Origin of the sequence: Verrucosispora sp. WMMD1129, assembly GCF_029581255.1 — a bacterium.
Lineage (GTDB): Bacteria > Actinomycetota > Actinomycetes > Mycobacteriales > Micromonosporaceae > Micromonospora > Micromonospora sediminimaris.
Genome location: NZ_CP120741.1, coordinates 2,362,318 through 2,388,342, shown reverse-complemented (window position 1 = coordinate 2,388,342; position 26,025 = coordinate 2,362,318). Strand labels below are relative to the sequence as shown.

Annotated in this window: 22 protein-coding genes; 16 read left to right on the top strand and 6 right to left on the bottom strand. The window is 72.1% G+C overall.

Annotated elements, in window-relative coordinates; genetic code table 11:
* Window positions 1-37 precede the first annotated feature (37 nt).
* A complete protein-coding gene (locus tag O7624_RS10900; RefSeq protein ID WP_282239924.1) occupies window positions 38-874 on the bottom strand; it encodes a helix-turn-helix transcriptional regulator in 837 nt (278 codons plus the stop codon).
* Window positions 875-1,081: 207 nt separating this feature from the next.
* On the opposite strand from O7624_RS10900, the gene O7624_RS10895 reads away from it, so the two are divergent.
* Window positions 1,082-2,509: an aldehyde dehydrogenase family protein gene (locus O7624_RS10895; protein ID WP_282239923.1), complete on the top strand. Its 1,428-nt coding sequence runs from the start codon at window positions 1,082-1,084 to the stop codon at window positions 2,507-2,509.
* Between the two features lie 67 nt (window positions 2,510-2,576).
* On the opposite strand, the gene O7624_RS10890 is transcribed toward O7624_RS10895, so the two are convergent.
* Complete coding sequence (locus O7624_RS10890; RefSeq protein WP_282239922.1) at window positions 2,577-3,548, bottom strand: SDR family NAD(P)-dependent oxidoreductase; 972 nt, start codon at window positions 3,546-3,548, stop codon at window positions 2,577-2,579.
* An 80-nt stretch (window positions 3,549-3,628) separates the two neighbouring features.
* Between O7624_RS10890 and O7624_RS10885 the strand changes: the two genes are divergently transcribed.
* On the top strand, window positions 3,629-4,543 hold the full coding sequence (locus tag O7624_RS10885) for an AraC family transcriptional regulator (RefSeq protein ID WP_282239921.1): 915 nt from the start codon (window positions 3,629-3,631) through the stop codon (window positions 4,541-4,543).
* Between the two features lie 9 nt (window positions 4,544-4,552).
* On the opposite strand, the gene O7624_RS10880 is transcribed toward O7624_RS10885, so the two are convergent.
* Entirely contained in the window at window positions 4,553-5,554 is a 1,002-nt protein-coding gene (locus O7624_RS10880; RefSeq protein WP_282239920.1) for a 2-hydroxyacid dehydrogenase, read from the bottom strand.
* 63 nt (window positions 5,555-5,617) lie between these two features.
* Window positions 5,618-6,613, bottom strand: coding sequence for an L-glyceraldehyde 3-phosphate reductase (gene mgrA / locus O7624_RS10875; RefSeq protein WP_282239919.1), 996 nt, complete (start codon window positions 6,611-6,613; stop codon window positions 5,618-5,620).
* 71 nt (window positions 6,614-6,684) lie between these two features.
* Between mgrA and O7624_RS10870 the strand changes: the two genes are divergently transcribed.
* The 3 genes from O7624_RS10870 to O7624_RS10860 all read left to right on the top strand — a co-directional run bounded on the left by O7624_RS10870 (window position 6,685) and on the right by O7624_RS10860 (window position 9,945).
* Complete coding sequence (locus tag O7624_RS10870) at window positions 6,685-7,653, top strand: aldo/keto reductase (protein WP_282239918.1); 969 nt, start codon at window positions 6,685-6,687, stop codon at window positions 7,651-7,653.
* A gap of 486 nt (window positions 7,654-8,139) precedes the next feature.
* Window positions 8,140-8,802: a response regulator transcription factor gene (locus O7624_RS10865; RefSeq protein WP_282240604.1), complete on the top strand. Its 663-nt coding sequence runs from the start codon at window positions 8,140-8,142 to the stop codon at window positions 8,800-8,802.
* A gap of 75 nt (window positions 8,803-8,877) precedes the next feature.
* Complete coding sequence (locus O7624_RS10860) at window positions 8,878-9,945, top strand: hypothetical protein (RefSeq protein WP_282239917.1); 1,068 nt, start codon at window positions 8,878-8,880, stop codon at window positions 9,943-9,945.
* A 51-nt stretch (window positions 9,946-9,996) separates the two neighbouring features.
* On the opposite strand, the gene O7624_RS10855 is transcribed toward O7624_RS10860, so the two are convergent.
* Entirely contained in the window at window positions 9,997-10,452 is a 456-nt protein-coding gene (locus O7624_RS10855) for a GNAT family N-acetyltransferase (protein ID WP_282239916.1), read from the bottom strand.
* A gap of 79 nt (window positions 10,453-10,531) precedes the next feature.
* On the opposite strand from O7624_RS10855, the gene O7624_RS10850 reads away from it, so the two are divergent.
* Genes O7624_RS10850 through O7624_RS10840 form a run of 3 tightly spaced genes read left to right on the top strand, consistent with a single transcriptional unit; the run spans window position 10,532 to window position 14,415 of the window.
* The gene (locus O7624_RS10850; protein WP_282239915.1) at window positions 10,532-11,983 is read left to right on the top strand and encodes a sigma 54-interacting transcriptional regulator; all 1,452 of its coding nucleotides are present in this window, start codon (window positions 10,532-10,534) and stop codon (window positions 11,981-11,983) included.
* A 1-nt stretch (window position 11,984) separates the two neighbouring features.
* Entirely contained in the window at window positions 11,985-13,937 is a 1,953-nt protein-coding gene (locus O7624_RS10845; RefSeq protein WP_282239914.1) for a VWA domain-containing protein, read from the top strand.
* A 10-nt stretch (window positions 13,938-13,947) separates the two neighbouring features.
* Entirely contained in the window at window positions 13,948-14,415 is a 468-nt protein-coding gene (locus O7624_RS10840) for a DinB family protein (RefSeq protein WP_282239913.1), read from the top strand.
* 24 nt (window positions 14,416-14,439) lie between these two features.
* On the opposite strand, the gene O7624_RS10835 is transcribed toward O7624_RS10840, so the two are convergent.
* Window positions 14,440-15,141 (bottom strand): RICIN domain-containing protein, encoded by a 702-nt coding sequence (locus tag O7624_RS10835; protein ID WP_282239912.1) that lies wholly within the window; start codon window positions 15,139-15,141, stop codon window positions 14,440-14,442.
* A 124-nt stretch (window positions 15,142-15,265) separates the two neighbouring features.
* Here O7624_RS10835 and O7624_RS10830 point away from each other — a divergent pair, with 124 nt between their 5' ends.
* The 8 genes from O7624_RS10830 (at window position 15,266) to O7624_RS10795 (ending at window position 26,005) form a co-directional block, all read left to right on the top strand.
* Window positions 15,266-16,645, top strand: a complete 1,380-nt coding sequence (locus O7624_RS10830; protein WP_282239911.1) for an FAD-binding oxidoreductase — start codon at window positions 15,266-15,268, stop codon at window positions 16,643-16,645.
* Window positions 16,646-16,667: 22 nt separating this feature from the next.
* Window positions 16,668-18,008: a class I SAM-dependent methyltransferase gene (locus tag O7624_RS10825; RefSeq protein ID WP_282239910.1), complete on the top strand. Its 1,341-nt coding sequence runs from the start codon at window positions 16,668-16,670 to the stop codon at window positions 18,006-18,008.
* Between the two features lie 104 nt (window positions 18,009-18,112).
* Window positions 18,113-18,670 (top strand): helix-turn-helix domain-containing protein, encoded by a 558-nt coding sequence (locus tag O7624_RS10820; protein ID WP_093401997.1) that lies wholly within the window; start codon window positions 18,113-18,115, stop codon window positions 18,668-18,670.
* On the top strand, window positions 18,663-19,520 hold the full coding sequence (locus O7624_RS10815) for an SRPBCC domain-containing protein (RefSeq protein WP_282239909.1): 858 nt from the start codon (window positions 18,663-18,665) through the stop codon (window positions 19,518-19,520). The genes O7624_RS10820 and O7624_RS10815 overlap by 8 nt, the downstream gene beginning before the upstream one ends.
* Window positions 19,521-19,634: 114 nt before the next feature.
* Window positions 19,635-20,777, top strand: a complete 1,143-nt coding sequence (locus O7624_RS10810; RefSeq protein WP_282239908.1) for a hypothetical protein — start codon at window positions 19,635-19,637, stop codon at window positions 20,775-20,777.
* Complete coding sequence (locus tag O7624_RS10805; RefSeq protein WP_282239907.1) at window positions 20,774-22,264, top strand: hypothetical protein; 1,491 nt, start codon at window positions 20,774-20,776, stop codon at window positions 22,262-22,264. The genes O7624_RS10810 and O7624_RS10805 overlap by 4 nt, the downstream gene beginning before the upstream one ends.
* A 617-nt stretch (window positions 22,265-22,881) precedes the next feature.
* Window positions 22,882-25,209 (top strand): EAL domain-containing protein, encoded by a 2,328-nt coding sequence (locus O7624_RS10800; protein ID WP_282239906.1) that lies wholly within the window; start codon window positions 22,882-22,884, stop codon window positions 25,207-25,209.
* 37 nt (window positions 25,210-25,246) lie between these two features.
* A complete protein-coding gene (locus O7624_RS10795; RefSeq protein WP_282239905.1) occupies window positions 25,247-26,005 on the top strand; it encodes a MerR family transcriptional regulator in 759 nt (252 codons plus the stop codon).
* Window positions 26,006-26,025 lie beyond the last annotated feature (20 nt).

The following is a 26,025-nucleotide window of genomic DNA, read 5'->3' as shown; positions in this document are numbered from 1 at the left end:
TTGCGCAACGTACCGGCGTGGCGCACCGCCGGGCGAGTCAGATCGACTGGCCGGCGACGACCGACAGGAGCCGGAGCTTGTGGTGGCTCTCGCTGCCCGGGACGGCGGTGAAGACCTGCAACAGCTGCGACTGGTCGGGGTCGACGAGGACCTGGCAGTGCAGTTCGAGCAGCCCGACCTCCGGGTGCTGGATGCGCTTGGGCGCGCAGTACGCCCCGGCGACGGGATGCGCGCGCCACAGCTCGGCGAACTCGGGGCTCCGGGTGAGCAGGGCGTGCACGATCTCACCGGCTCGCGAGTCGCGACCGTCACGGGTGTACGCGCGATGCAGGTCAGCGGCGATGGTGCGGCTCTGCGCGGGATGATCCTGTTCGGGGTGGAGGCGTCGGGTGTCCGGATCGGTGAACCAGCGGTAGTGCAGGCTGCGGGCCAGCCCGGTGTGCCGGGTCTCGTCGCCGAGCAGCGCGCTGGCCAGCCGGGTCTGTGTCAGGGTCTCACCGAGGTCGCTCACCACCTGGGCGGCGACGTCGCCGAGGCCGTCGAAGACGCGCATCATGCCGGGGTTGACGTGGTCGTTGCGCCGGATCCGCTGCGGCGCGGGGTATCCACCGAGCCGGAACAGGTGATCCCGTTCCGCCACGGACAGCCGCAGTCCTCGGGCGATCGAGGCGAGCATCTGCTCCGACGGGCGCGGGCCGCGCTGCTGCTCGATCCGGCTGTAGTAGTCGGCCGACATGTCGCTGAGGGCGGCGACCTCCTCGCGGCGAAGCCCGCCGGTACGCCGTCGGCGGTGCCCACGGGGCAACCCGACGTCCTCGGGCTGTAGTGCCTCGCGTCGGCTCCGCAGGAACTCGGCGAGTCGAGCGCGGTCCATGACGGCTCCTCCTGCTTCCCACCGCCGGTGCGCGGTCTCCAACTGCCCAACAACCGCAGGTCCGGGGCTGTTTCCCAGGCTGGCACGAGCTGGCACGGGGCAGCCAGGTGCTGGTTGTCCGGGGATCGGGGCAGCCGACCGGCGACCTGCCAGCCACGGATCGGCTGTGCCTGGTTGGCCCCGGGTGACCAGCCAAGACTCGGATCCATGACGACCAACACCCACACGCCCACCGGACACTGGATCAACGGTGGGGTGGCCTCCGCCGGATCCGTCCAGACCATCACCGTCAGCAACCCCGCCACCGGGGAGATCGTCGCCGAGGTGCCCGCCGGCACCGCCGCAGACGTGGACCGGGCGGTCGCCGCAGCGCGGGCCGCCTTCCCCGGCTGGTCGGCCACCCCACCCGTCGAGCGCGCCGCCGTGCTGCGACGCATCAGCGCGGGCCTGCGCGAGCGGAGCGAGGAGATCGCCGCGGCGATCACCGCCGAGATGGGTTCGCCGCTGAGCATGTCCCGGACCGCCCAGGTCGGCTTCCCGATCGCGGTCGCCGATTCGTTCGCCACGTTGGCCGGAGACTTCGAGTGGACCGAGGAGGTCGGCAACTCGCTGATCGTCCGCGAGCCGATCGGTGTGGTGGGGGCGATCACTCCCTGGAACTTCCCGTTGCAGCAGATCGTGTCGAAGCTGGCGCCCGCCCTGATCGCGGGCGACACGGTGGTGTTCAAGCCGTCGGAGGTGGCGCCGCTGACCGCGCGGATCCTCGCCGAGGTGACCGCCGAGGCGGGTCTGCCGGCCGGCGTGTTCAACGTGGTCTACGGCACGGGCGACGTCGTCGGTGAGGCGATCTCGGCGCATCCGGACATCGACATGATCTCCTTCACCGGCTCCACCAGGGCCGGGCGGCGCATCTCGGCCGTCGCCGCCGAGACCGTCAAGCGGGTCGCGCTCGAACTCGGTGGCAAGGGTGCTCTCGTGATCCTCGGCGACGCCGACCTGCCCCGGGCGGTGGAGACCGGGGTGATGATGGCGTTCGCCAACGGCGGCCAGGTCTGCGGCGCGTGGCCACGGATGCTGGTGCCGGCGTCGCGCCAGGACGAGGTCGTGCGCCTGGCGGTGGCTGCCGCGGCCCAGTATCCGGTCGGGGATCCGCGCGACGAGACCACCCGGATCGGCCCGATGGCGTACGAGGCCCACCGGCGCAAGGTCAACAGCTACATCGAGCGGGGTGTCGCCGACGGGGCGAAACTCGTGTTCGGTGGTCCCGGCCGGCCCGACGGGCTGGAGCAGGGGGCCTACGTGCGGCCGACCATCTTCGCCGAGGTCGACCCGAACTCCACCGTCGCCCAGGAGGAGATCTTCGGCCCGGTCCTGACCATCATCGGGTACGCCGACGAGGACGAGGCCGTGGAGATCGCCAACGGCACGATGTACGGCCTCACTGCCGGCGTCTTCGGCGAGCCCGGGCACGCGCTCGCCGTCGCCCGTCGACTGCGGGCCGGTCAGGTCGACGTCAACGGTGGCCACTGGAACCCGTACGCCCCGTTCGGTGGCTACAAGCAGTCCGGCAACGGCCGTGAGTTCGGCCGGGCCGGTCTGGAGGAGTTCCTGGAGACCAAGTCCATCCAGCGCTGACCGGGGGCCGCCGTGGCCGGGAGGAACGTCGTGTTTCTCCCGGCCACGACAGGGTGACAACGGTGGTTCAGGCGGCGACGGCCTGCTCCGAGTACCTCCACAGGCGCTCCGCCGCCGCCGGGTCGAGGGCGTGCGGGGCGACCCCCGCCTCGGCCTCCTCCGGCACCGGCGTCACCTCGGCCTCCTGGTTGTCCTCGAAGTACCGCCCGGTGACGCCCTCGACGAGGGGCGAGGCGGCCAGCAGGACCGAGGTCGAGGCGCCCTGCTCGGGCGTCTTGTAGTAGTCCAACGGCACGCGGTTGCCGGCCTCGTCGAGCACCCCGAAGGCTCGCATCGTCTCGTCGTCGAGATGCCGCTGGAGGTTGGTCAGGATGTAGCCGGGATTGGCGGCGTTGGCGACGATTCCGTCGTCCGCCCAACGGTTGGCGATGCCGACGGCGAACAGCACCGTCGCGGTCTTCGACTGGCCGTACGCCGACCAACGGTCGTACGCGCGCTGCTCGAAGTGCGGATCGGCGAAGTCGAAGGGTGCCCGCAGGTGCGCACCCGAACTGACCAGGACGACACGGGCCGAACCGGCGGCGCGGAGGTTGTCGTGCAGGCCGGTGACGAGCGCGAAGTGCCCGAGGTGGTTGGTGGCGAGTTGCGCCTCCCAGCCCTGAGCGGTGAGTTCACGGTTCGGCACGGCCATGATCCCGGCGTTGGCGATGACGGCATCCACGGGTCCCTGCCAGTCCGCCACGAAGGCGGCGACCGAGGTCAGGTCGGACAGGTCCAGCGGGGCGGCGTGGGCCGAGCCCGAGCGGGCTGAGATCTCCTCGACCAGGTCGGCTGCGGCGGCGGGGCGACGGATGGCGATGGTCACCTCCGCCCCGGCGCCGACCAGGGCGCGTACGGTCTCGGTGCCGAGGCCGGAGGCGCCGCCGGTGACGATGATCCGGCGGTCGGTGAGGTCGACGCCGTCCAGTACCTCCGCAGCTGTCGTCCGGGGCCCGAACGGGGTGACGACCCGGGAGCGGGTCTTCGTGTTGTCGTCCATGACGGCAACGTTAGGTTCCCCAGGTCGGACGTACTATGGTTTTACGTCCAGTTATCTTTAGTGTAAGTCCAGGGGGTAGGGTGGACCCGCTGCACGACGTGCTGACTCTTGTCGGCGCCACCGGCCACCTCTCCGCCAGTATGGAGGCGGGCGGCAGCTGGGCGGTCGAGTTCGAGGCACCTGCGGGAATCAAGTTCAACGCGGTCCGCCGGGGGCGTTGCTGGCTTCGCCTCGACGGGTCCGCCGACTCGCTGCCCCTCGTGGCCGGCGACTGCTACCTGCTGACCCGTGCCCGGCCGTACACCCTGTTCAGTGACCCGGAGGCGGTCCCGGTGCCGGCGGGACCGATCTTCCTGGCGGCGACGGGCGGGGTGGCCCGGGCCGGGACGGGCGACGACTTCGCAGCCGTCGGCGGTGCGTTCCACTTCGGCGAACGGGCCCGCCCGCTGCTGCTCGACGCCCTGCCCCCGGTGGTCCACGTGCCCGGGACGGCCGCCGAGGCCGCCACCCTGCACTGGGCCATCGACCAGGTCGACCGGGAACTACGACAGCAGCGGGTCGCCGCCGGCCTCGTCGCCGAGCACCTCGCTCTCGTCATGCTGATCCAGATGCTCCGCCACCATCTCGCCGGTGCCGCCGGATCGGCCACCGGCTGGCTGGCCGGCCTCGGTGACCCGGTGGTCGCCGTGGCGCTGCGGGAGCTGCACCAGCGGCCGGCACACCAGTGGACGGTGGCGGAGCTGGCCCGGGCCGCTTCGGTCTCCCGCTCGACCCTGGCGGCACGGTTCAGGGCGGTGGTCGGCCGAGCCCCGCTGGAGTACCTCACCGATTGGCGGGTGGAACTCGCCGCCGACCGGCTCCGCCGGACCGACGACACCCTGGCCCGCATCGCGCAACTCGTGGGCTACGGCTCCGAGAGCGCCCTCAGCGTCGCCTTCAAGCGCGTCACCGGCCACTCGCCGCGTGCCTACCGCCGCCTCGCTCGGCCCCGCTGACGCCGGGAGTCAGCAGACCCGAGCTGCGGTGGGGACGGCGTCCGGGCCGTCCTGTTCGACGGCGCAGAGGTTGGTGAGGGTGGTCTCGGCGATGTTGTGCAGGCCGTCCTCGGTGAAGAACGCCTGGTGCCCGGTGATGAGCACGTTGGGGAAGGTGGTGAGACGGGCGAAGTCGTCGTCACCGAGGACCCGTTCGGAGCGGTCCTCGAAGAACAGGTCGCTCTCCTCCTCGTACACGTCGAGGCCGAGGTAGCCGATCCGGCCGCTCTTGAGGCCATTGATCACGGCCCGGGTGTCGACCAGCGCACCTCGACCCGTGTTGATCAACATGACGCCCTCGCGGAGCAGGGCGATGCGTTCGGCGTCGATCAGGTGCTGGGTGTCCGGAGTGAGCGGGCAGTGCAGGGTGACGATGTGGGACTCGGCGAGCAACTGCTCCAGCGGCACGTACTCCACGCCGGCGGCGCGGGCCGCGTCGTTCGGGTACGGGTCGCTGGCCAGCACCCGGCAACCGAAACCCGCCATGATCTGGGCGACGCAGACACCGATCCGCCCGGTGCCGACGATGCCCACCGTACGGCCGTGCAGGTCGAAGCCGAGCAGGCCGGCGAGGGCGAAGTTGTGTTCGCGTACCCGGTTGTAGGCCCGGTGGATCTTGCGGTTCAGGGCGAGGATCAGGCCGGCGGTGTGCTCGGCCACCGCGTGCGGCGAGTACTCCGGCACCCGCACCACGGTCAGGCCCAGTTTGCGGGCGGTGACCACGTCGACGTTGTTGAAACCGGCCGAGCGCAGCGCCACCACCCGGACGCCGACCTCGGCGAGCTGGTCGAGCACCTCGGCGCAGAGGTCGTCGTTGACGAAGGCGCAGACCGCGTCCGACCCCTCGGCGAGCCGGGCGGTCTGTGCGGTGAGCCTCGGCTCCAGGAAGGTCAGCTCATGACCGGCTGCGGCGTTCGCCTCGGTGAGGAACGTCCGGTCGTACGGCTTGGTGCTGAACACTGCCACTCGCATGGGCCACCTCCACCGTCCACGCTAAGGCCGGACACCGGCCCAGGGACAGGGTCCGACGACCCGTCAGGTCAACTGGGCGTCGATCTCGGTGAGCTCCTCGGCGGTCAGGTCGAGGTTCTCCACCGCGGCGATGTTGGCCTCCAGCTGCGGCACGCTGCTGGCACCGATGATGAGGCTGGTCATCCGAGGGTCGCGCAGTGCCCAGGCGAGCGCGAGCTGCGCGAGGGACTGGCCCCGGCGCTGGGCGATGGCGGCCAGCCCCCGGATGGTGGCCAGTCGCTGCTCGTTCACATCGCTCTCGTTCAGGAAGACGCTGGTGCGGACCCGGGAGTCGGCCGGGATGCCGTCGAGGTAGCGGTCGGTGAGCAGACCCTGGGCCAGCGGGCTGTAGGCGATGCAGCCGGCACCGACCCGCTCCAGCGTGTCGAGCAGCCCGTCCTGCTCGGTCCACCGGTTGAACATCGAGTACGCGGGCTGATTGATCAGCAACGGGGTGCCCAGGTCGCGCAGAACCGCCGCGGCCCGCTCGGTCTGCTCCGAGGTGTAGTTGGAGATGCCGACGTAGAGGGCCTTGCCGGAGCGGACGGCGGCGTCGAGGGCCCCCATCGTCTCCTCCAGCGGGGTGTCCGGGTCGTACCGGTGGCTGTAGAAGATGTCGACGTAGTCCAGGCCGAGCCGGCGCAGCGACTGGTCGAGCGAGGCGATCAGATTCTTACGGGAACCCCACTCGCCGTACGGACCGGGCCACATCAGGTAGCCGGCCTTGCTGGAGATGACCAGCTCGTCGCGGTACGGCTTGAGGTCACCGGCGAGCATCCGGCCGAAGTTCTCCTCGGCGGAACCGGGCGGCGGTCCGTAGTTGTTGGCCAGGTCGAAATGGGTGACGCCAAGGTCGAAGGCGCGCCGGACGATGTCGCGCTGGCGCTCGACGGGGCGGTCCGGCCCGAAGTTGTGCCACAGGCCGAGCGAGATCGCGGGCAGCCGGAGCCCGCTGGCTCCGCTGCGTCGGTAGGGCATCTGGTCATAGCGCGTGTCGGCGGCGAGGTAGGTCACGATCATGACCATAGCCCGAGGTCCGGTCGTTGAGTCGAGCTGCGGCCGTGGTGCGCCGCGACGGGTAGCGTCGACCCATGCGTTACGTGCGGCTCGACACCCCGAAGCCCCTGTCCAGGATCGGCCTCGGTACGTGGCAGTTCGGTTCCCGGGAGTGGGGGTACGGCCCGGACTACGAACGGCTGGCGGCGACCATCGTCCGGCGCGCCGTCGAGCTGGGCGTGACTCTCTTCGACACCGCCGAGGTCTACGGCTTCGGTCGCAGCGAACGGCTCCTCGGTGCGGCGCTGGCCGCCGACCGGGACAAGGTCGCTGTCGCCACCAAGATCCTGCCGGTGCTGCCGGTCGCGTCGGTGGTGCAGCAGCGGGCGGTCGCCTCGGCTGCTCGGCTCGGCGTCACCAGCATCGACCTCTACCAGGTGCACCAACCCAACCCGGTGGTCAGCGACCAGCGGACCATGCGCGGGATGCGCGCGTTGCAGGACGTCGGTCTCGTCGCCGAGGTCGGGGTGAGCAACTACAGCCTGCGGCGCTGGCAGGTGGCGGAGACGGCGCTGGGCCGGCGGGTGCTCAGCAACCAGGTCCGCTACAGCATGCTGGACCGCAAACCGGAGGAGGATCTTCTCCGGTACGCCGAGCAGGCCGGTCGGTTGGTCATCGCGTACAGCCCGCTGGCACAGGGCTTTCTCTCCGGGCGGTACGACGCGAACCATCCGCCGGTCGGCGCGATCCGGCGGGCCAACCCGTACTTCCTGCCGGAGAACCTGGAACGCGGCAGCGCGCTGATCGAGACGCTGCGCCAGGTGGCCGCCGCGCACGACGCGACGCCGAGTCAGATCGCCCTGGCGTACGTGCTGCGTCACCCTAACGTGGTGGCGATTCCCGGTGCGTCCAGCGTGGAGCAGATGGAGCGGAACGCCGCCGCCGCGGAGATCGATCTGACCGAGGACGAGTACGCCGCACTTGTCAACGCGGCCCGTGCGTTCCGACCGGTCACCGGACTGGCCGCGATACCGAAGTTCGTCAGGTCCCGGGTACGCGGCTGACCGTGCGGCCGATGTGGCGGTGACCGGCGGGCGGGGCATCGGCATCATGAGGCGATGGAAGCTCCCGCGCCGCTGCGTCCGTTGGTCGCCGGCTCCACCTGGCGGCGCGGCGTGTTCCTGTTGCTCGGTGGCGTGCTCGCGCTGCCGTACGCATTGCTGCTGGTGGCTTTCGCGCAGATGTTCGCCACCTCCGGGGTGCCCCGGCCACTGGTCCTGGTGCTGCTCGTGCCGGCGGCCACCATCGCCGTCGTACCGATCTTCCTCGGCGGTAGCCGCGCGCTGGAGATCGCGGCGGTCCGTGGGCTGCTCGGGGTCGAGTTGCCCGAGCCGCTGCCCGGCCACCGACTCGACCGGGAGACCCGGTTGCGCGCCGCGCTCTGGATCGGACTGCACCTGATCAGCGGCGCGCTGGTGGTGGCCGCGCTGTTCAGCGCGGTGCCGATGGCGCTGGCGTTCATCGCCGCTCAGGCGGGTGTGGACGTCGGGATGACCGGTGCCGAGCGGTTCGGGCCGCTCGACGGCCGGGACGGCGGCTGGTTGAGCCTCGTCGGAGTGCTTGTGCTCGACGCCCAGCCGGACCTGCGGGTCGTCGCCGAGGCCGCAGACGGTGCGGAGGTACCGCCGCTGGTCGCCCGGCACCGCCCACAGGTGGTGCTGATGGACGTGCGAATGCCCAGGATCGACGGCATCCAGGCCACCCGGCGTCTGCTGGCCACCTCCGCCGAGCCGCCCCGGGTGCTGGTCATCACCACCTTCGCCAACGACGAGTACGTCTACGACGCGCTGCGCGCCGGGGCGAGTGGTTTCCTGCTCAAGCGGGCCCGGCCGGCCGAGGTGGTGGCGGCGGTACGGGTGGTGGCGCGCGGTGAGTCGCTGCTCTTCCCGACCGCGATCCGGCGGCTGGTCGGGGCGTACGGGCGGCGGAACGCCGACGGGCTGCGGGCGGCCCGGCTCACCGAACGGGAGGGCGAGGTGCTGCGGCTGATGGCCGCCGGACTGTCCAATCCGGAGATCGCCGCCCGCCTCGTGGTGGGTGTCGAGACGGTGAAGACCCACGTCGGCAACGTGCTGACGAAGCTCGGGGTGCGTGACCGCACCCAGGCGGTGATCGCCGCGTACGAGTCGGGGTTCGTCACACCCGCCGGCTGAGCTTCCCCCACGCGGGGGAGACGGTTCACCGCCGTACGGGAGGGCAGGGCGGGTGACCCGGCCGAGGCTGGGTTCATGACAAACGTAGCCCTACCCGAGCACCGTGGGACGACCCATCGTCCCGGCCTGCTCGCCCCACTTGCCGCCGGTTGGCTCGGGCTGTGGGGCCTGCTCGCCCTGGTGGCGGCCATCACCGGCACCGGCTACCCGTTCGGTGCCAACGATCCGCACCTCGACTCGACACTGCTCCGGCTGCTCCCGACGGACGCCGGGCCGTCGTTCTTCGCCGGGATGCTGCTCACCGCCGTGGCGCTGGTCCTGGCCAGTCGCCGAACCACGCCCACCGGCCCGCTGCGGATGCTGCTGCTCGCTTACGGCTGGACCGTGGCGTTCGTGCTGGCCGTGGTGGTGCCCGGCTTGCAGGTGCTGGCCCTGCTCGGCTACGCGCCGATGCTGCTGGTCGGTGCACCCTTCGGTTGGCCACCTGTGGATTACGCAGACGTGTTCACCTGGGCGCTTACCGCTCGCGTCGCCGCGATGTGCGGCGGGGTGCTGTTGAGCGGGGTGCTGCTGAGGTGGCAGCGGCGTACCGCCGGTTGCTGTGTGGGGTGTGGCCGCGACGGCACCGACCGGGGCTGGACCACCCCGGCGGCCGCGGCCCGCTGGGGCCGGTGGGCCGTCTGGGTCGCGGCGGTGATTCCCGTCGGGTATGCGCTGACCCGGTTCGCCTGGCTGGCCGGCATCCCGCTCGGCCTCTCGCCGGAGGATCTCGCCGAGTTGCGGGAGAGCGGCGCGGTCTGGGCGGGGGTCGGGCTGGGCGCTTTCGCCACCGTCGGCTCGGTGCTGACTCTGGGGCTGGTACAGCGCTGGGGTGAGCGGTTCCCGCGCTGGATGGTGGGGCTGGCCGGTCGGCCGGTGCCGGTGCGGCTGGCCGTGATCCCGGCGACGGTGGTCGCGGTGCTGGCCACCGCCGCCGGCCTGAACGCGCTCAGCGTCCCCGAGTTCTGGCAGGCCGGTCGCGGGCTCAGCGCGGCCGGTCTCCCGCTGATGTTCTTCCCGCTCTGGGGGCTCGCGCTCGGCGCCGCGACGTACGCGTACCACCTGCGTCGTCGGGGCGTCTGCGGTCGCTGCAACCTGGGGTGACCGGTGGCCCGGTCCGTCGTCCGACACGGGGGTGGGCGGCGGACCGGGCTGTCACGGCAGGTCGCGGGCGTAGCAGACGGATAGCGGTTCGCCCTGGTACGGCCCGAAGTTGTCGATGCGCCGGTAGCCCTCCCGCTCGTAGAAGCGCATCGCGTCGGGCTGGGCGGTGCCGGTCTCCAGCAGCAGGGTACGTACCCCGGCGTCGCGGGCGGCCTGTTCCAGGGCGCGCAGGATGGCGGTCGCGACGCCGGTGCCCCGGGCCGGCGGGCTGACGTACATCCGTTTGATCTCGGCGGAACCGGCAGCGAGGAAGCGCAGGCCGCCGCAGCCCACGGCGGTGCCGCCGGGGTCTCGGGCGATCAGGAAGACGCTCACCGTCTCGGCCGTGGGCTCCTCGCCCGGCTCGTGGTCGTCACAGCCGTAGCGGGCGTCGAGTTCGGTCCGCTGGGCGGCGCGGAGCCGGACGGCGTCGGTCGACTCCCAGGGTTCGCGATCGATGGAGAGCACCACCGCCTCCTCCTCATCCAGGCAGAGTTCATGATCATGCCAGGTCGACAGGGGTCGACGGCGGCAGGTGCGCGCTAGCGTGGGCGGGGTGAGTGAGTCTTCGTCTGTTTCGCCGCTCCCGCCGGCCGACCTGCCCGCCACGCTCGGTGCGCTGCGCGCCGGGCACCGCTACCGCACCGTCAAGCAGGAGCTGCGCGACAACCTGCGGGCCCGGATGCGGGATGGCGCGCCGCGGTTCGCCGGCATCGTCGGGTACGACGACACCGTGTTGCCGGAGGTGGAGCGGGCGCTGCTCGCCGGGCACGACATGGTGCTGCTCGGCGAGCGGGGCCAGGGCAAGACCCGGCTGATCCGGTCGCTGGTGACGCTGTTGGACGAGTGGACGCCGGTGATCGCCGGCTCGGTGCTCAACGAGCACCCGCTGCACCCGGTCACCCCGGCGTCGCGGGCGCTGGTCGCCGAGGCCGGCGACGACCTGCCGGTGGGCTGGCTGCACCGCTCGATGCGTTACGGGGAGAAGCTGGCCACCCCGGACACCAGCGTGGGCGACCTGATCGGCGACGTGGACCCGGTCCGGCTGGCTCAGGGGCGTACGCTCGGCGACCCCGAGACGATCCACTTCGGGCTGGTGCCGCGTACCAACCGGGGCATCTTCGCGGTCAACGAGCTGCCCGACCTGGCCGAGCGGATCCAGGTGGCGCTGCTCAACGTGCTGGAGGAGCGGGACATCCAGGTACGCGGCTACCAACTGCGGCTGCCGCTGGACCTGCTGCTGGTGGCCAGCGCCAACCCGGAGGACTACACCAACCGGGGTCGGATCATCACGCCGCTCAAGGACCGCTTCGGCGCGGAGATCCGCACCCACTACCCGACCGACCTGGAGTTGGAGCTGGCCCTGATCCGGCAGGAGGCCGACCTGGTCGCCGAGGTGCCGGAGCACGTGCTGGAGGTGCTGGCCCGGTTCGCCCGGGCGGTACGCGAGTCGCCGTCGGTGGACCCACGTTCCGGTGTCTCCGCCCGGTTCGCCATCGCCGCCGCGGAGACCGTCGCCGCCGCCGCGCTGCGCCGGGCGTGCCTGCTGGGCACCGACTCGGAACTGCCGTCGGCCGAGGCGGTGGCGCGGGTGGGCGACGCGGTGTCGGTGACGTCGACGCTGCGCGGCAAGGTGGAGTTCGAGAGCGGCGAGGAGGGCCGGGAGGTCGAACTTCTCGGTCACCTGCTGCGTACCGCCACCGCCGAGACGTTCCGGGCCCGACTGGCCGGGCTGGACCTGTCCGGCTTCACCGCGCTGGTCGAGGAAGGGCAGGCGGTCGAGACCGGGGAGTTGGTGTCGGCGGCTGACCTGCTGCGTCAGGTGGGCACGGTGCCGGGGCTGGCCAAGGTGCTCGACCGGCTCGGGATCGGCGACGCGCCGACCACCGGGCAGGCCGCGGCGGCAGTCGAGTTCGTGCTCGAAGGGCTGTATCTGAGCCGCCGGCTGGGCAAGGACATCACCGACGGCGGGCGGACCCGCTACGGCGGCCGGGACTGAGATGGCCGGCAACCGGTTCCGGTACGGGCAGTGGCGCGGCGGCCCCGATCCGCTCGCGCCCCCGTACGACGTGCAGGCCGCGGTGGACCAGGTCGGCGCGGAGGTGCTGGCCGGCGGCAGCCTCCGGGACGCGCTGCGGGATCTGCTGCGCCGGGGCCCGCAGGGCCGCGGTGGGCTGGACGGGCTGACCGCCCGCGCCCGCCGGCTGCGCCGCGAGGCGTTGCGCCGGGGTGAACTCGACGGAGCGGTGACCCGGGCGCGGGCGCTGCTCGATCAGGCGCTGGCCGCCGAGCGGGACGAGTTGGCCCGCCGCGACGACGAGGCGGCCCGGTTCGCCGAGACGGTGCTTGACGACCTGCCCCGCTCGACCGCGCAGGCGGTGCGGGACCTGTCCGACTACCGGTGGGCGAGCGACGAGGCCCGGCAGACCTACCAGCGGATCCTCGACGGGCTGCGCGACGACGTGCTCGGCCAACGCTTCGCCGGGCTGCGCGACTCGGCGCGGCTGGCCGGTGACCCGGCGGTGCAGGAACAGGTCGCCGAGATGATGCGGGACCTCAACGCCCTGCTGGCCCGGCACGCCCGCGCCGAGGACACCACCGACGCGTTCGCCGAGTTCATGCGCCGGCACGGCGACTTCTTCCCGGAACACCCGCGCGACGTGGACGAACTGATCGACATTCTGGCCCGCCGATCGGCGGCCGGCCAGCGGTTGATGAACTCGCTGTCGGAGCGGCAGCGCGAGGAACTGGCCGGGCTGATGCGCGAGTCCCTCGGTGACCGACTCGCCGGTGAGCTGGCCGCGTTGGAGGGGAACCTGCGGGCGCTCCGGCCCGACCTGCGCTGGGGGCGGGGTGAGCGGACGCAGGGTGGCCACCCGCTGGGCTACGGCGAGGCGACCGGTGCGCTCGACGAGATCGCCGAACTGGACGACCTGCTCGACCAGTTGGGCCAGGCGCATCCCGGGGCGACCCTGGACGACATCGACGTCGACGCGGTGGCCCGGACGCTGGGCCGCGACGCGGCCGACGACGTACGCCGCCTGCGGGAGCTGGAGCGGGAGCTGCGCCGACAGGGTTGGGTGACCCGGGACGCCGAAGGTCTGACGTTGAGCCCGAAGGCGCTGCGTCGCCTCGGCGGTACCGCGCTGCGCCAGGTCTTCGCCGAGCTGACCGCCGGTCCGCGTGGTCAGCACGACCTGCGCTCGGCCGGGGCGGCCGGCGAGGTGACCGGGGCGTCGCGGCCCTGGGAGTACGGCGACGAGCAGCCGCTGGACGTGGTGCGGACCCTGACCCGGGCGGTCCGCCGAACCGGTCCCGGGGTGCCGGTGCAACTGGCCGTCGAGGACTTCGAGGTGGTCGAGACCGAACGGCGGGCGTCGGCGGCGGTGGCGCTCTGCGTCGACCTGTCGTACTCGATGATCTCGCAGGGTCGGTGGGGGCCGATGAAGCAGACCGGGCTGGCCCTGGCGCACCTGATGGCCACCCGGTTCCCGCAGGACGCGTTGCAGATCATCGGGTTCGGCCGGCGGGCGGAGACGCTGACCCAGCAGGAACTGGCCGCCGTCGAGCCGGACATGATGCAGGGGACCAACCTGCAACACGCGTTGCGGCTGGCCGGCCGGCACCTGCGGCGTCATCCGGACGCGGAGCCGGTGGTGCTGGTGGTCACCGACGGGGAACCGACCGCCCACCTGGACCCGGACGACGGTGAGGCGCTGTTCGCCTGGCCGTCGTCACCGGAGACGATCGAGGCGACGGTCCGGGAGGTGGACCGGCTCGGCCGCTACGGGGCCACCCTCAACCTCTTCATGCTCGGCGACGATCCCGGTTTGCGCCGGTTCGTCGACGCGGTGGCCCGACGCAGCGGTGGACGGGTCTTCACCCCGGACGCCGACGACCTCGGCGAGTACGTGGTCAGCGACTACCTGCGGGCCCGCCGGGGCCGCCGCTAAGCTCGGCCGGGTGGAGGTCGACGGGCTGCGGCGGGCGTACGACGCGGTGCTGGCCGAGGTCGACGCGGGCGGGTTCGGGCCGCCTCCGCCCGAACGGTACAGCGCCGAGCAGGTCGTGGCGCACCTGGTCGCCAGCGACGAGCTGATGCGCGAGGCCACCGAGGCGGTGCTGGCCGGCTCGCCGTACGCCTTCTACGACCTGGACGAGGTCCACCGGCCGGAACTGGACGAACTGGCCGCCGAGTGCGGCGGCCTCGACGGGCTCGCCGCCCGGCTGCGCGCCACCAGCGACCAACTGGTGGCGCTGGTGGCGCAGCTCGGTGCGGCGGCGGACACCCCGGTCGAGACGCACCTCCGCGAGGGGTTCGAACTCGTCATCGACGAGCCGCTGCCGTGGGGCCGCACGATCGACCTGCACACCCGCGTGCACCTGCCTCGACACCTGAACGAGCTACGCGCCCTGCGCCGCCGGCCCTGACGCCGTCGCCTGATGGGTGGGGCGCTACTGGAGCGTCCAGCGCTGGGCCGGGTTGCCGTCGCAGGGCGCCTGGACGATGTCGGTGCCGGCCCCGGTGCCACCGTCGCGGGCCTGGGCGCACTTGCCGCTGTGCGCGGCCACCAGCACGGCCGCGCCGCCGTCGACAGGTCGCAGCCGCCACTGCTGGTTGTCTTCGCCGTGGCAGCCGAACTGCTGCAACCGGGCACCGTCGTCACCGCTGCGGCCCTCGACGTCGAGGCACTGGTTGTGGGCGGCGTTGGTAAGCGTCACCGTGTCCGGGCCGAAGGCGTTGACCACCCACTGCTGCTCCGGCCCGCCGCTGCAGTCGGCCAGCTTGGCGACGGCCTTCTCACCATCACCGTCGAGGCCGAGGCAGCGACCGGAACCGACCCCACGGAACACCTTCGGCCCGGTGATCGCGTCCGGATCCTCGCTGCGGCTCGGTGTGGGGGACGGGTCGGACCGGGTGGGGCTGGGTTCCGGTGTGCTCTCGGTCGGGCTGGCCTGCACCGTGCTCGGGGCGGGGGCAGCCACCGTCGGCGTCGGCTGCGGCTGTTCGCCGCCGAGCACGCCGGTGGCGAACAGCACCCCCAGCAGTACGCCGACCAGTCCGACCGCCAGCGCCGTGACCAGTAGCGGATCGCGGGGCAGCCCGGCGGGGCGGCGGTTGCCGTAGACGGTGCCCGATCCATCGGTTTCCGACATCCCGGCATCCTGTCCCACGGTGCGCGGCGGCGACCAGTCACCCCCGGCGTCCAACCTGATCCGGGTGCGAAACGCCTCCAGTGGACATCCCACCGGGCGCTCTCAGTCCGCGTAAAGTGATCCCATGCACGCCGTGCGTGATCATGACCTGGCGGTGGCCCAGCTGCGACGGTCGTACGCCGCGGTGCCACCCGGCCAGCCGGTGCGGTTGGCCAAGCGCACCTCCAACCTGTTCCGTCCGCGCAGTGCCCCCGCCTCCGGCCTGGACGTCAGCGGGCTCGGCGGGGTGCTGGGCGTCGATCCGACCGCCCGCACCGCGGACGTGCAGGGCATGTGCACCTACGAACGGCTGGTCGCCGCGACCCTGCCGCACGGCCTGATGCCGCTGGTGGTGCCGCAGCTGCGCACCATCACCCTCGGTGGGGCGGTGACCGGGTTGGGCATCGAGTCGACCTCGTTCCGCAACGGACTGCCGCACGAGTCGGTGACCGAGCTGGACGTGCTCACCGGCGCCGGTGAGGTGGTCACCGCCCGGCCCGACGGCCCGCACGCCGACCTGTACGCGGCCTTCCCCAACTCGCTGGGCAGCCTCGGGTACGCCACCCGGCTGCGGATCGAGCTGCAACCAGTCCGCCGGTACGTGGCCCTGCGCAACCTGAGGTTCACCAACCTGACCGCGTTGACCGAGGCGATCGGCGAGATCACCGCGACCCGCCGGTGGGCCGGTGCGAGCGTCGACGCGATGGACGGGGTGATGTTCAGCCCCGATGAGGCGTACCTGGTGCTGGGCAGTTTCAGCGACGACGTGCCGACGGTCTCCGACTACACCGGCCAGGAGATCTACTACCGCTCGCTGCGCCAGCGCCCGCACGACGCGCTGACCGTCCACGACTACCTGTGGCGCTGGGACACCGACTGGTTCTGGTGCTCGGCGGCGTTCGGCGCGCAGCATCCGGTGGTGCGACGGTTGTGGCCGGCGAGGTGGCGACGCAGCGACGTCTACCACCGCATCGTGCGCCTGGAGCACCGGCACCAGGTCGCCGCCCGGATCGACAGGTGGCGCGGCCAGCCGGCTCGGGAGCGGGTCGTGCAGGACGTGGAGATCCCACTGGAGCGCACCGCCGAGTTCCTGCACTGGTTCGCCGCGAACGTCGGGATGACGCCCGTGTGGTTGTGTCCGCTGCGGCTGCGCGAGCCGGGCGGCCCGGGATCGGCCCGGTCCTGGCCGCTGTATCCGCTACGGCCGGGGCAGGACTACGTCAACATCGGGTTCTGGGGGAGCGTGCCGATCGCCGAGGGCGCCGCCGACGGCGACGTCAACCGGGAGATCGAGCGCGCGGTGTCGGAGGCGGGCGGGCACAAGTCGCTCTATTCCGACGCGTACTACGACCGGGATGCGTTCGACCGGCTCTACGGCGGCGGGACGTGGCGCGCCGTGCGGGACCGGTACGACCCGGAGCATCGGCTGACCGGACTGTACGAGAAGGCGGTTGCACGAGCATGAGCGAGGGAAGCGGAGTGCCGGCATGAGTCTCACCGACCGTAGCCAGGGAGCGGCAGGCGCTCCCGCCCCGCCGCCCCCTGGGGGCCGGCGGCGTGGGTCGACCGTGGCGGACATCGTCCGGGCGGTGACCTCGGGCCCCCTGCCGGTACGCGTCACCGCGTACGACGGCAGTTCCATCGGCCCGGCCGACGCCGGGGTCACCCTGTCGATCCGCACCGAGCGGGGGCTGTCGTACCTGCTCACCGCGCCGGGCGACCTGGGCATGGCGCGTGCCTACGTCAGCGGTGACCTCGCCATCGAGGGAGTGCACCCGGGCGACCCGTACGAGGCGTTGCGGGTGCTCGCCGGGGTGCGGATGCGGGCACCGGCACTTGCCGACGGGTTGGCGCTGGTGCGCGAGCTGGGCTGGGAGCGGCTGCTGCCGCCGCCGGCACCGCCGCAGGAGGCCCGGCCCCGCTGGAAGCGGATCGTGGCTGGCCTGCGGCACTCGCGGACCCGGGACAGCAGCGCCATCTCGCACCACTACGACGTGTCGAACGCCTTCTACGAGCGGGTGCTCGGCCCGTCGATGACGTACACCTGCGCGGTGTACCGCAGCCCGGACGACACCCTGGAGCAGGCGCAGGCGAACAAGTACGACCTGGTCGCCGGCAAGCTGGCGCTGCGGCCGGGGATGCGGCTGCTGGATGTGGGCTGCGGCTGGGGCGGCATGGTCCGGCACGCGGCCCGGGAGTACGGCGTCAAGGCGCTCGGGGTGACGCTGTCGCGGGCGCAGGCGCAGTGGGCGCAGGCGGCGATCGAGCGGGAGGGGCTGTCCGGGTTGGCGCAGGTGCGGCACCTGGACTACCGCGACGCTCCACGCGAACAGTTCGACGCGGTCTCCTCGATCGGCCTGACCGAGCACATCGGGGTCCGCAACTATCCGGCCTACTTCGGGTTCCTGCGGGACCGGCTGCGCCCGGGGGCCCGGCTGCTCAACCACTGCATCACCCGGGCGGACAATCGCGCCCCGCACCGTTCCGGGGCGTTCATCGACAGGTACGTCTTTCCGGACGGTGAGCTGGCCGGCCCGGGGCGGGTGATCAGTGAGATCCACGATGCGGGGCTGGAGGTGCACCACGAGGAGAACCTGCGCCAGCACTACGCGCTGACCCTCGCTGCCTGGTGCCGCAACCTGGTGGAGCACTGGGACTTCTGCGTCGCCGAGGTGGGTGCGGGCACGGCCAGGGTGTGGGGGCTCTACATGGCCGGTTCCCGGCTGGCGTTCGAGCGCAACGGCATCCAGCTGCATCAGGTGGTGGCGACGCGTAACGGCCCGGACGCGGTGAACGGCTACCCGCTGCGCCCGGACTGGCTGCCCTGACCGGGTTCCCTCGCGACTGAGTGCGGGCCGCGCCGGCAGTTGCCGGCGCGGCCTTTCTCGAACCCATTGACAAGGAAGTTTTTTACGTACAAACTGATTTTGCTATGAGAGATGTCCTGTACCTGGAGCAGCTTGAGCAGGCCGAGGTGCTGCTGAAACCGCAGCGCGTCGAGATCCTGCGGCAGCTGGCCGAGCCACGCACCTGCACCGAGGTGGCCGCCCGGCTGGAGCAGACGCCACAGCGCGTCTACTACCACGTCAAGCAACTCGTCGCGGCCGGGCTGGTCGAGCAGGTCGACAAGCGCAAGGTCCGCGGCATCACCGAAGGCATCTACCAGGCAGCCGCCCGGTCGTACTGGCTCTCACCGCGCCTGGTCGGCCGGATCGGGCTGCGCCGCGCCCGCGACGAGCTGAGCCTGGGCTACCTGCTGGACCTGATGGAGGAGGTCCAGGCCGACGTCGCCGCCCTGGACCGCTCCGCCCCGGAACTGCCGTCGATCGGCGTTTCCGGCGAGATCCGCGTGCCAGCCGAACGCCGGCAGGAGTTTCTGCACGACCTGCAGTCCGCGCTACAGGAGTTGTTCACCCGCTACGGCGGCGCCGAGGGAGACGCCTTCAAGCTCGCCGTGGCCTGCTACCCGAAGGGGACCGACCGTGACTGAACCGATGACCATCGCCGCCCGCCTCGCCGTGCCGATCGCGCGGGTGCGCCAGGCCCTGACCGACCCCGCCGAGCTGCGCGTCTGGCTGGCCGAGCACGCCGAGGTCGAGCTGCCCGAGCGGTACGAGTTCTGGGGCCGCTACACGCCCGAGGGCGATGCTCCACATCAGCGGGTGCTGCACGCCGACGACGATCGGCTGCGCTTCGCCTGGCTGCTCGACGGGGTGGAGACCACCACCGAGATCACGCTGAGCGCGGACGGGCCGGACGCCACCGTGCTGCGGCTGTCGCAGACCCACTTCGACTTCAGCGACGTGGTCAACGGCACCAGCATCCGGGGCGTCCTCCAGACCTACTGGGCGCTCACCATCGCCAACCTGGAGGCCCACCTGGCTGGCCAGCCGCTGCTGCCCAGGACGGACTTCACCAGCGCCGACTTCCGTGGCGAGATCGAGATCGCCGCGCCGGCCGCCAAGGTGTGGGAATCCCTGACCGACTCCGAGCAGGCCAGCGCCTGGTTCGGCTACCCGATCGGGATCGAGCCCTGGGTCGGCGGCCGGTACGCGATGGGCGGCTTCGACAGCGGCTTCGCCGCGAAGGTGGTCGACCTGGAGCCGGGCCGGAAGATGTCCGTCGACTGGGGACCGAACGGCGTCACCAGCTGGGAGCTGGCCGAGTCCGAGGGGAAGACAAAGCTGACCTTCGTGCAGAGCGGCTTCGACGAGCAGAACCCCCCGTACGCGGCCTGGTCCGGCATCGTGTCCGGGTGGGCCGAGCTGCGTCGCTTCCACGAGGTGCCCGACTGGCAGCCGATCTGGCTGCCCGAGGAGACCAGCGCCACGGCCGGCTGACCCGCGGCGGCACGGACGATCACCGGCGACAGTCACGGTGACCGTCCGTGCCCGGGCCGCCCCGGCGCGTCGGCGACGGGCCGGGACCCGCCGGCACGGCTATCGTGGCCTGTCGTGACGGACACCGAGCAGCGACTGGCCGCGATCCGGGGCGACGCACCGCCGAAACGACACAACGCCCGTACGATCGCCGCGCTGACCGGCAACCCGGGTTGCACCCGCCGGGCGGTCCTCGACGGTGCGGGGGTGGACAAGCCGGCGCTGGCCGAGCGGGTCGGCTTTCCCGCCCGGTTCGGGCAGTCCCGCTTCGCCATCACCCGGGGCAACATGTTCGAGGCTCAGGTGAAGGCCGACGGTGGGGCCGAGCTGCTGCGACTGGTCGCGGAGCGGCTGGGCGTACCGGTGCCGGCGGCGGTCCACTGGACGGACCTCGACGCCGGCGACGACCCGGCCACCCGGGCCAGACGCTCGGCGGCCCTGCTCACCGAGGCGCTGTCGTCTGTCGAATCCGACACCGCCGACCCACCCGGTGCCGACGAGCCGCCGCGTGTCGATGAACCGGCGGCGCTGTTCGATCACCCGATGCTCGGCCTGACGGTCGCTGGACAGCGGGTACACCTGGAGCCGGACCTGGTGGCCGCCCGGCTGGGCGGCCGGTTCCACGTGGTCGAGATCAAGTCGTTCCCGGTGATCGACGGTCAGGCCGACCCGGCGAAGCTGGCCGGCGCGGCGGTGCAGTCCGCCGTCTACGTGCTGGCCCTGCGGGAGCTGCTCACCGCCCGGGGCCACGACCCGCAGCTCGTGTCGCACGAGGTGGTGCTCGTCTGCCCCCGGGATTTCAGCAACGAGCCGGTCGCGCACCTGCTCGACGTCCGCCGGCAACTCCTTGTGGTGCGCCGGCAACTTGACCGGATGGACCGGCTCGACACGCTGCTGGCCGACGTGCCGGCGGAGTTCACCGCCGATCCCGCGGCCGATCCGGCGGCCCTGGCCGATTCGCTGGCCCGGGTGCCGGCCCGGTACGCCCCCGACTGCCTGGCCAGCTGCGAGCTGGCGTACCTCTGCCGGCACGAGGCGCAGGGGCAGACCGGGGCGCTCGGCCGCCCGGTCCGCGAGGCGCTCGGCGGGATCGCCGACGTCGCCGAGGTGCTGGCGCTCGCCGGTGGGGAAACCGCCACGGACCCTGAACGGGCGGAGGCTGCCGCGCTGCTGCGGACCGCGGCCCGCCTGCGCGCCGACGCCCTCGCCAGCGCATGAGTACGCTGCGGGCGCTGGCGGCGGCACAGGCGGTGGCCACGGGGGTCGCCCAACCGGTGGCCACCGTGCGGCATCTGCACCTGTCGAGGCGACCTCTGGTGCTGGTGCCGCTGGCGATGGCAGGGGAAGCCAACGCTCCGCTCGCCGCGATGGTCGGCTCGGCTCCTGGTGAGGGACGCCTGTTGATCGTGCCGCAGCCACGTAACCGGGATCAACGGTTCGCGTTCGCCGCCGAGCTGGCCGCGGTCGTACTGCCGTATGTGGACGCCCACCGCACGGCGAACGAGGCGGTCGCCGTGGACCGGGGCCGGGACGTCCGGTACCGGTACCTGGACGCCCCGCAGCTGCTGGTGCCGAACCCGGCGGGGGTGACGTTCCTGCGGCTGCTCGGTCGGTCCACCCGGTTCCGCCGGGTCGACGGCGAGTATCCGGTGCCGCCGCAGGTGCCACTGCTGGGCCGCTGGCTGACCTTCTTCGCCGAACGGGCCGAGCATCCCGGCTCGTCGGCGCTGGTGGCGATGACGCAGGCGTTGACGCTGCACTGGGCGACCGGGCAGAGCGCGGTGGAGGATCTGCACCTGCCGGCACTGCTGGGCTGGATCGCCCCGTCGGCCGGGCTCTCCGGTGCCGACGCCGCCGCCCGGGCCGAGGACCCGTCGCTCTGTCCGCCGGCCGGCCCAGCCACCGATCCCGAGTTCGACAACCGGCTGCTGGCGCCGGCCATCGAGGCGTACTCCGCCGCCGACGACGAGGCGACGCGCGTCGAGGCGTACGCGGAGCTGGAGCGGCTGCTCCGGGACCAGCTGACGCCCACCTGGGAGCTGATGTGGCGCGGCCTGGGGTTGCTGCGTGCCCTGCCGCCCGGCGCCCGGGTGGCCGGGCGATGGGACGGCGACCGGGACGCCTTCACCGCCCACGCCGACCACCTCGACTCCGACGGCGCGCCGCAGCCGCGCCGGGACGGTGCGGTGGCCGCCGCGGCCCGGCTGCACCGCCTGGAGCGGGCCGCCGCTACCTACGCGGTGCAGCGGGCCTACGACGACCCGCTGGTGATGGCGGAGTACCGGCTGACCGGCGAGGCGTTCGTCGGCGAGGTGCTGCTGGCCGACCCGGCCCGGGTCGATGACTCCGGCCGCCGGCCGGTGTTGCGCCCGCGCATCCAGTTGATGACCACCGATCCGGTGCTGGTGCCGGTCGGCGCGACGCTGTCCAGCCCGTCCCGTCCCGGGCAGAAGGCGCGGACGGTGTTCGTCACCCCGACGGCCGACGGCAAGACCGAGGTGGTGTTGGAGTTGTCCGGCGGGATGGGACGCGGCCTGACGGCCAGCCCGGGCAGCGTGCCGGAGGTGGGAGAGCGGCTCTGCTACACCACGTTGAGCGATGCCTACGTGCCGGCTGCGGCGTTTCCGGCCGTCGAGGAGACCCCGTGGACGCACGGCGGCCCACCCGCGACCGCAGCGGCGGCACCCGACGAGGAATGGGCCTGAGCGGAAGACCCGCCCCGACGGACCACCCGCCCCGACAACTCACCCAGTGCCCAGCCGGATCTCCGACCGTCGATCGCGGACGGTAATCGTCTCCCGCCAGGGGTGACAACCTCACCTTCGGCCCCTTTGCTCTGCTTCACTATACGCACCGGTTGCACTGAGTAACTGGCGTCAACCCGGCACCTCACCGGTAAGGCCAGCTCAAAGTGGGGTTGCGTATAGTGAAGCAGAGCAAAGGCGGCAGGCATCGTTGTCGGTGGCAGGCTGGACGGTCACGCTTAGTGATGCGCTGTCATGGCCGCAGCGCGTCACGCTCCGTGTTGGGGTGGGGCGTGGCCGGTGGGGTGGAGCGGAAGGCGCGGCCCCGGGGAGCGGCGGGCGCGACAGGGCATACAGCGAAGCGACCGCGAGCGGGGCGCTGCCCGCATCGCCGCAGCCGGGCGAGTCGCGAGGTGGTCGGCGGGAGACCAGGTGGTGCCCGGCGAGTCAAAGGTTGTGGACTTGCCTACCGGTGGATCTGGCGGGGCGGCTGCGGGCGTGGCTAGGCTTTCGGGGTTTGCCAGGGCAGGACCTCGCCGTCGAGGGTGTACGCACGAGAGAGAGCCGGAGCGATCGCTGTGTCGCGAAAGGACATCGAGCGGGCTGCCGCGCGCTCGCCCGGAACGCACCGGGTAGGCCGGGTGGGGCTGGTCGGTGCCGGTGTCGTCGTCGCGATCGAGGCGCTCTGGTTGGTGCTGGGGCTGCCCGCCAGCGCGCTGGTCAGCGATCTGGGTGCGCTCACCGTGGCAGGCTGGGCCGCGGTGGCCTGCGTCGCGGCGGCCCGCCGGCACCCGGCGACGTTGCGCCGGTTCTGGCTGCTGCTGGCCGCCACCATGGCGTTGTCGCTGGCCGGCCGAGCACTGTGGACCTCCCAGCGGCTGCTCGGGGAGAGCCTGCCACACACCCTGCCAATCGGGTTGATCTTCGCGGCCAGCCTGCTGACCGGTACCGCCGCGCTGTTCTGCTCGGTCACCGCGCCGCGTACCACGGTGGGTCGGGCCCGGACCCTGCTCGACGGGGTGATCGTCGGGCTGGCGCTGATTCCGATCGGCTGGCTGTTGATCTTCCGCAACGTCAGTCTGGCCGACCTGGACGAGCCGCTACGCACCGCCGGCCTGCTGTACCCGATGTTCGACCTGATGCAGCTGACCATCCTGGTCGCGGTGGTCGGCCCGGGCCGACCGGTGTGGCGGCCGATGGCGCTGCTCGGCGTGGGCCTGACGGTACGGGCGGTGGCCGACACGGTCTACGTGGCGCTGGTGGCCGCCGGCACCTACCAGCCCGGCACCCCGGTCGACGTGCTCTGGCCGGTGAGCTACCTGCTGATCGTGATGGCGACCGGAATGCCCCCACCTCGGGACCACGGCGCTGTCGAGGAGGCCGGGGAGGCGCCGTTGCCGCCGTGGTGGCGGGTGGTGCTGCCCTACCTGCCGGTGGGCGGGGCGATCGTGGCGACCATGCTGGCCCGCGACGCCAGCGGTCACACCCCGACGCCGATCTTCCTGGCGATGATGGCGTTGTTGGCCATGCTGGCGCTTCGGCAGGGCCTGGCGGCCAACGAGAATTTGCGTCTGGTGGTGCAGCTACGCAAGCTCGCCTACGTCGACCAGCTCACCGGGCTGCCCAACCGGCTGGCGTTCACCCGCCGGCTGCGTGGTGCGTTGCGCGGCACCGACCGGGTCGCCGTGCTGCTGTTGGACCTGGACGGGTTCAAGCAGGTGAACGATCGGTTCGGGCACACCACCGGCGACACGCTGCTGTCCGGCCTGTCCCGGCGGATGCGTCGGGCGGTCGGTGACGACGGCATGATCGCCCGGATCGGTGGTGACGAGTTCGCGGTGCTGGTCACCGACGGGCGGCCGTTGGCACCGGAACGACTGGCCGAGCGGTTGTTGGCGGCGCTGCAACCATCGCCCGGGGAGGAACTGGTCGGGGTGCACCCCTCGGCCAGCATCGGTATCGCCGAGTACGGGCCGCAGCACATTTCGCACACGGATCTGCTGCGCGACGCGGACATCGCGATGTACGCGGCGAAGGCGGCCGGCAAGTCCGCGTACCGACGGTGCACGCAGGGGCTGCGGGAGTCGGCGGTGAGCCGGGCCGAGCTGATCGCCGACCTACGGCGGGCCGTCGACGAGGAGCAGTTGCACCTGGAGTTCCAACCGATCGTGGACCTGGCCACCGGGGCGGTGCGCAGCGCGGAGGCGTTGGTGCGGTGGAGGCATCCCCGGCTGGGCGTGCTCAGCCCGGCCCGGTTCCTGCCGCTGGCCGAGGAGACCGGGCTGATCCTGCCGATCGACAGGTGGGTCATCCACGAGGCGTGCCGGGCGGCGGCCACCTGGCAGGACCACGTTCCGTCGGCGACGGTCGCGGTGAACATCGCCGCGTCGCACCTGCGCCGCCCCGACCTGATCGCCACCGTCACCGAGGCCACCGCGGGCGCCGGGCTGGCACCACGGGCACTGACCCTGGAACTGACCGAGTCGGCGTTGATCGAGGGCAGCGACGCGGTGCTGGACCGGCTGCGGCAGCTGCGCGAGTTGGGCATCCGGATCGCCATCGACGATTTCGGCACCGGATACTCGTCGCTGAGCTACCTGCACCGGATCCCGGCGACCGAGCTGAAGATCGATCGGTCGTTCGTGGCCCGGATCCCCGAGGACACCAGGGCGTACGCGACGGTGGAGATGGTGACCCGGCTGGCCGGCGCGTTCGACCTGAGCGTGGTGGCCGAGGGGGTGGAGACCGAGCGGCAGCACGAGGCCGTGGTCGCGATCGGCTGCATGCAGGGGCAGGGTTACCGCTACGGCCGCCCGACCGGCCTGGCCGAGCTGCGTACCGTCCTGGTGAAGGCCGACCCGCCGGAGGTGTCCGGCGTCGCAGAATCTGGCTTGACCCTCACGTAACGGCAGGCGGGACCGTGGTTCCCGGAAAGGGGGAACCATGGCCTACACGGTTGGTCAGGTGGCGAAGCTCGCCGGCGTGACGGTCCGGACGCTGCACCACTACGACGAGATCGGTCTGCTCACGCCGAGCGGACGTAGCAGCTCGGGCTACCGCCGCTATTCCGAGGCGGACCTGGAACGGCTGCAGCTGATCCGGTACTACCGCGAGCTGGGGTTCCCGTTGGACGAGATCGCCGTGATCCTCGACGACCCGGCGAGCGGCCCGGGAGCGCACCTGCGCCGCCAGCACGAGCTGCTGACGGTGCGGATCAAGCGCCTTCAGGAGATGGTCGCGGCGATCGAATTCGCGATGGAGGCGAGCAAGATGAACATCCAACTGACCCCGCAGGAGCGGTTCGAGGTCTTCGGGGACTTCGACCCGGACGCGCACGCCGAGGAGGCGGAGCGGCGGTGGGGCGGCACCGAGGCGTACCGGGAGTCGACCCGGCGGACGTCGAGCTACAGCAAGCAGGACTGGGAGCGGTTCAAGGCCGAGACGGAGGACTGGGGGCGGCGGATCGTGGCGCTGCTGACCTCGGGCGCGCCGGCCGACGGGCCGGAGGCCATGGAGCTGGCTGAGGAGCACCGGCAGCAGATCAGCCGCTGGTTCTACGAGTGCTCGTACGAGATCCACACCGGGCTGGCCGACCTGTACCTCGCCGACGAACGGTTCACCGCGCACTACGAGGCGAAGGCTCCCGGCCTGACCGAGTACCTGTCCGAGGCGATTCACGCGAACGCGATCAGCCGCGCCTGATCGGGCGTGCGGACGACCGC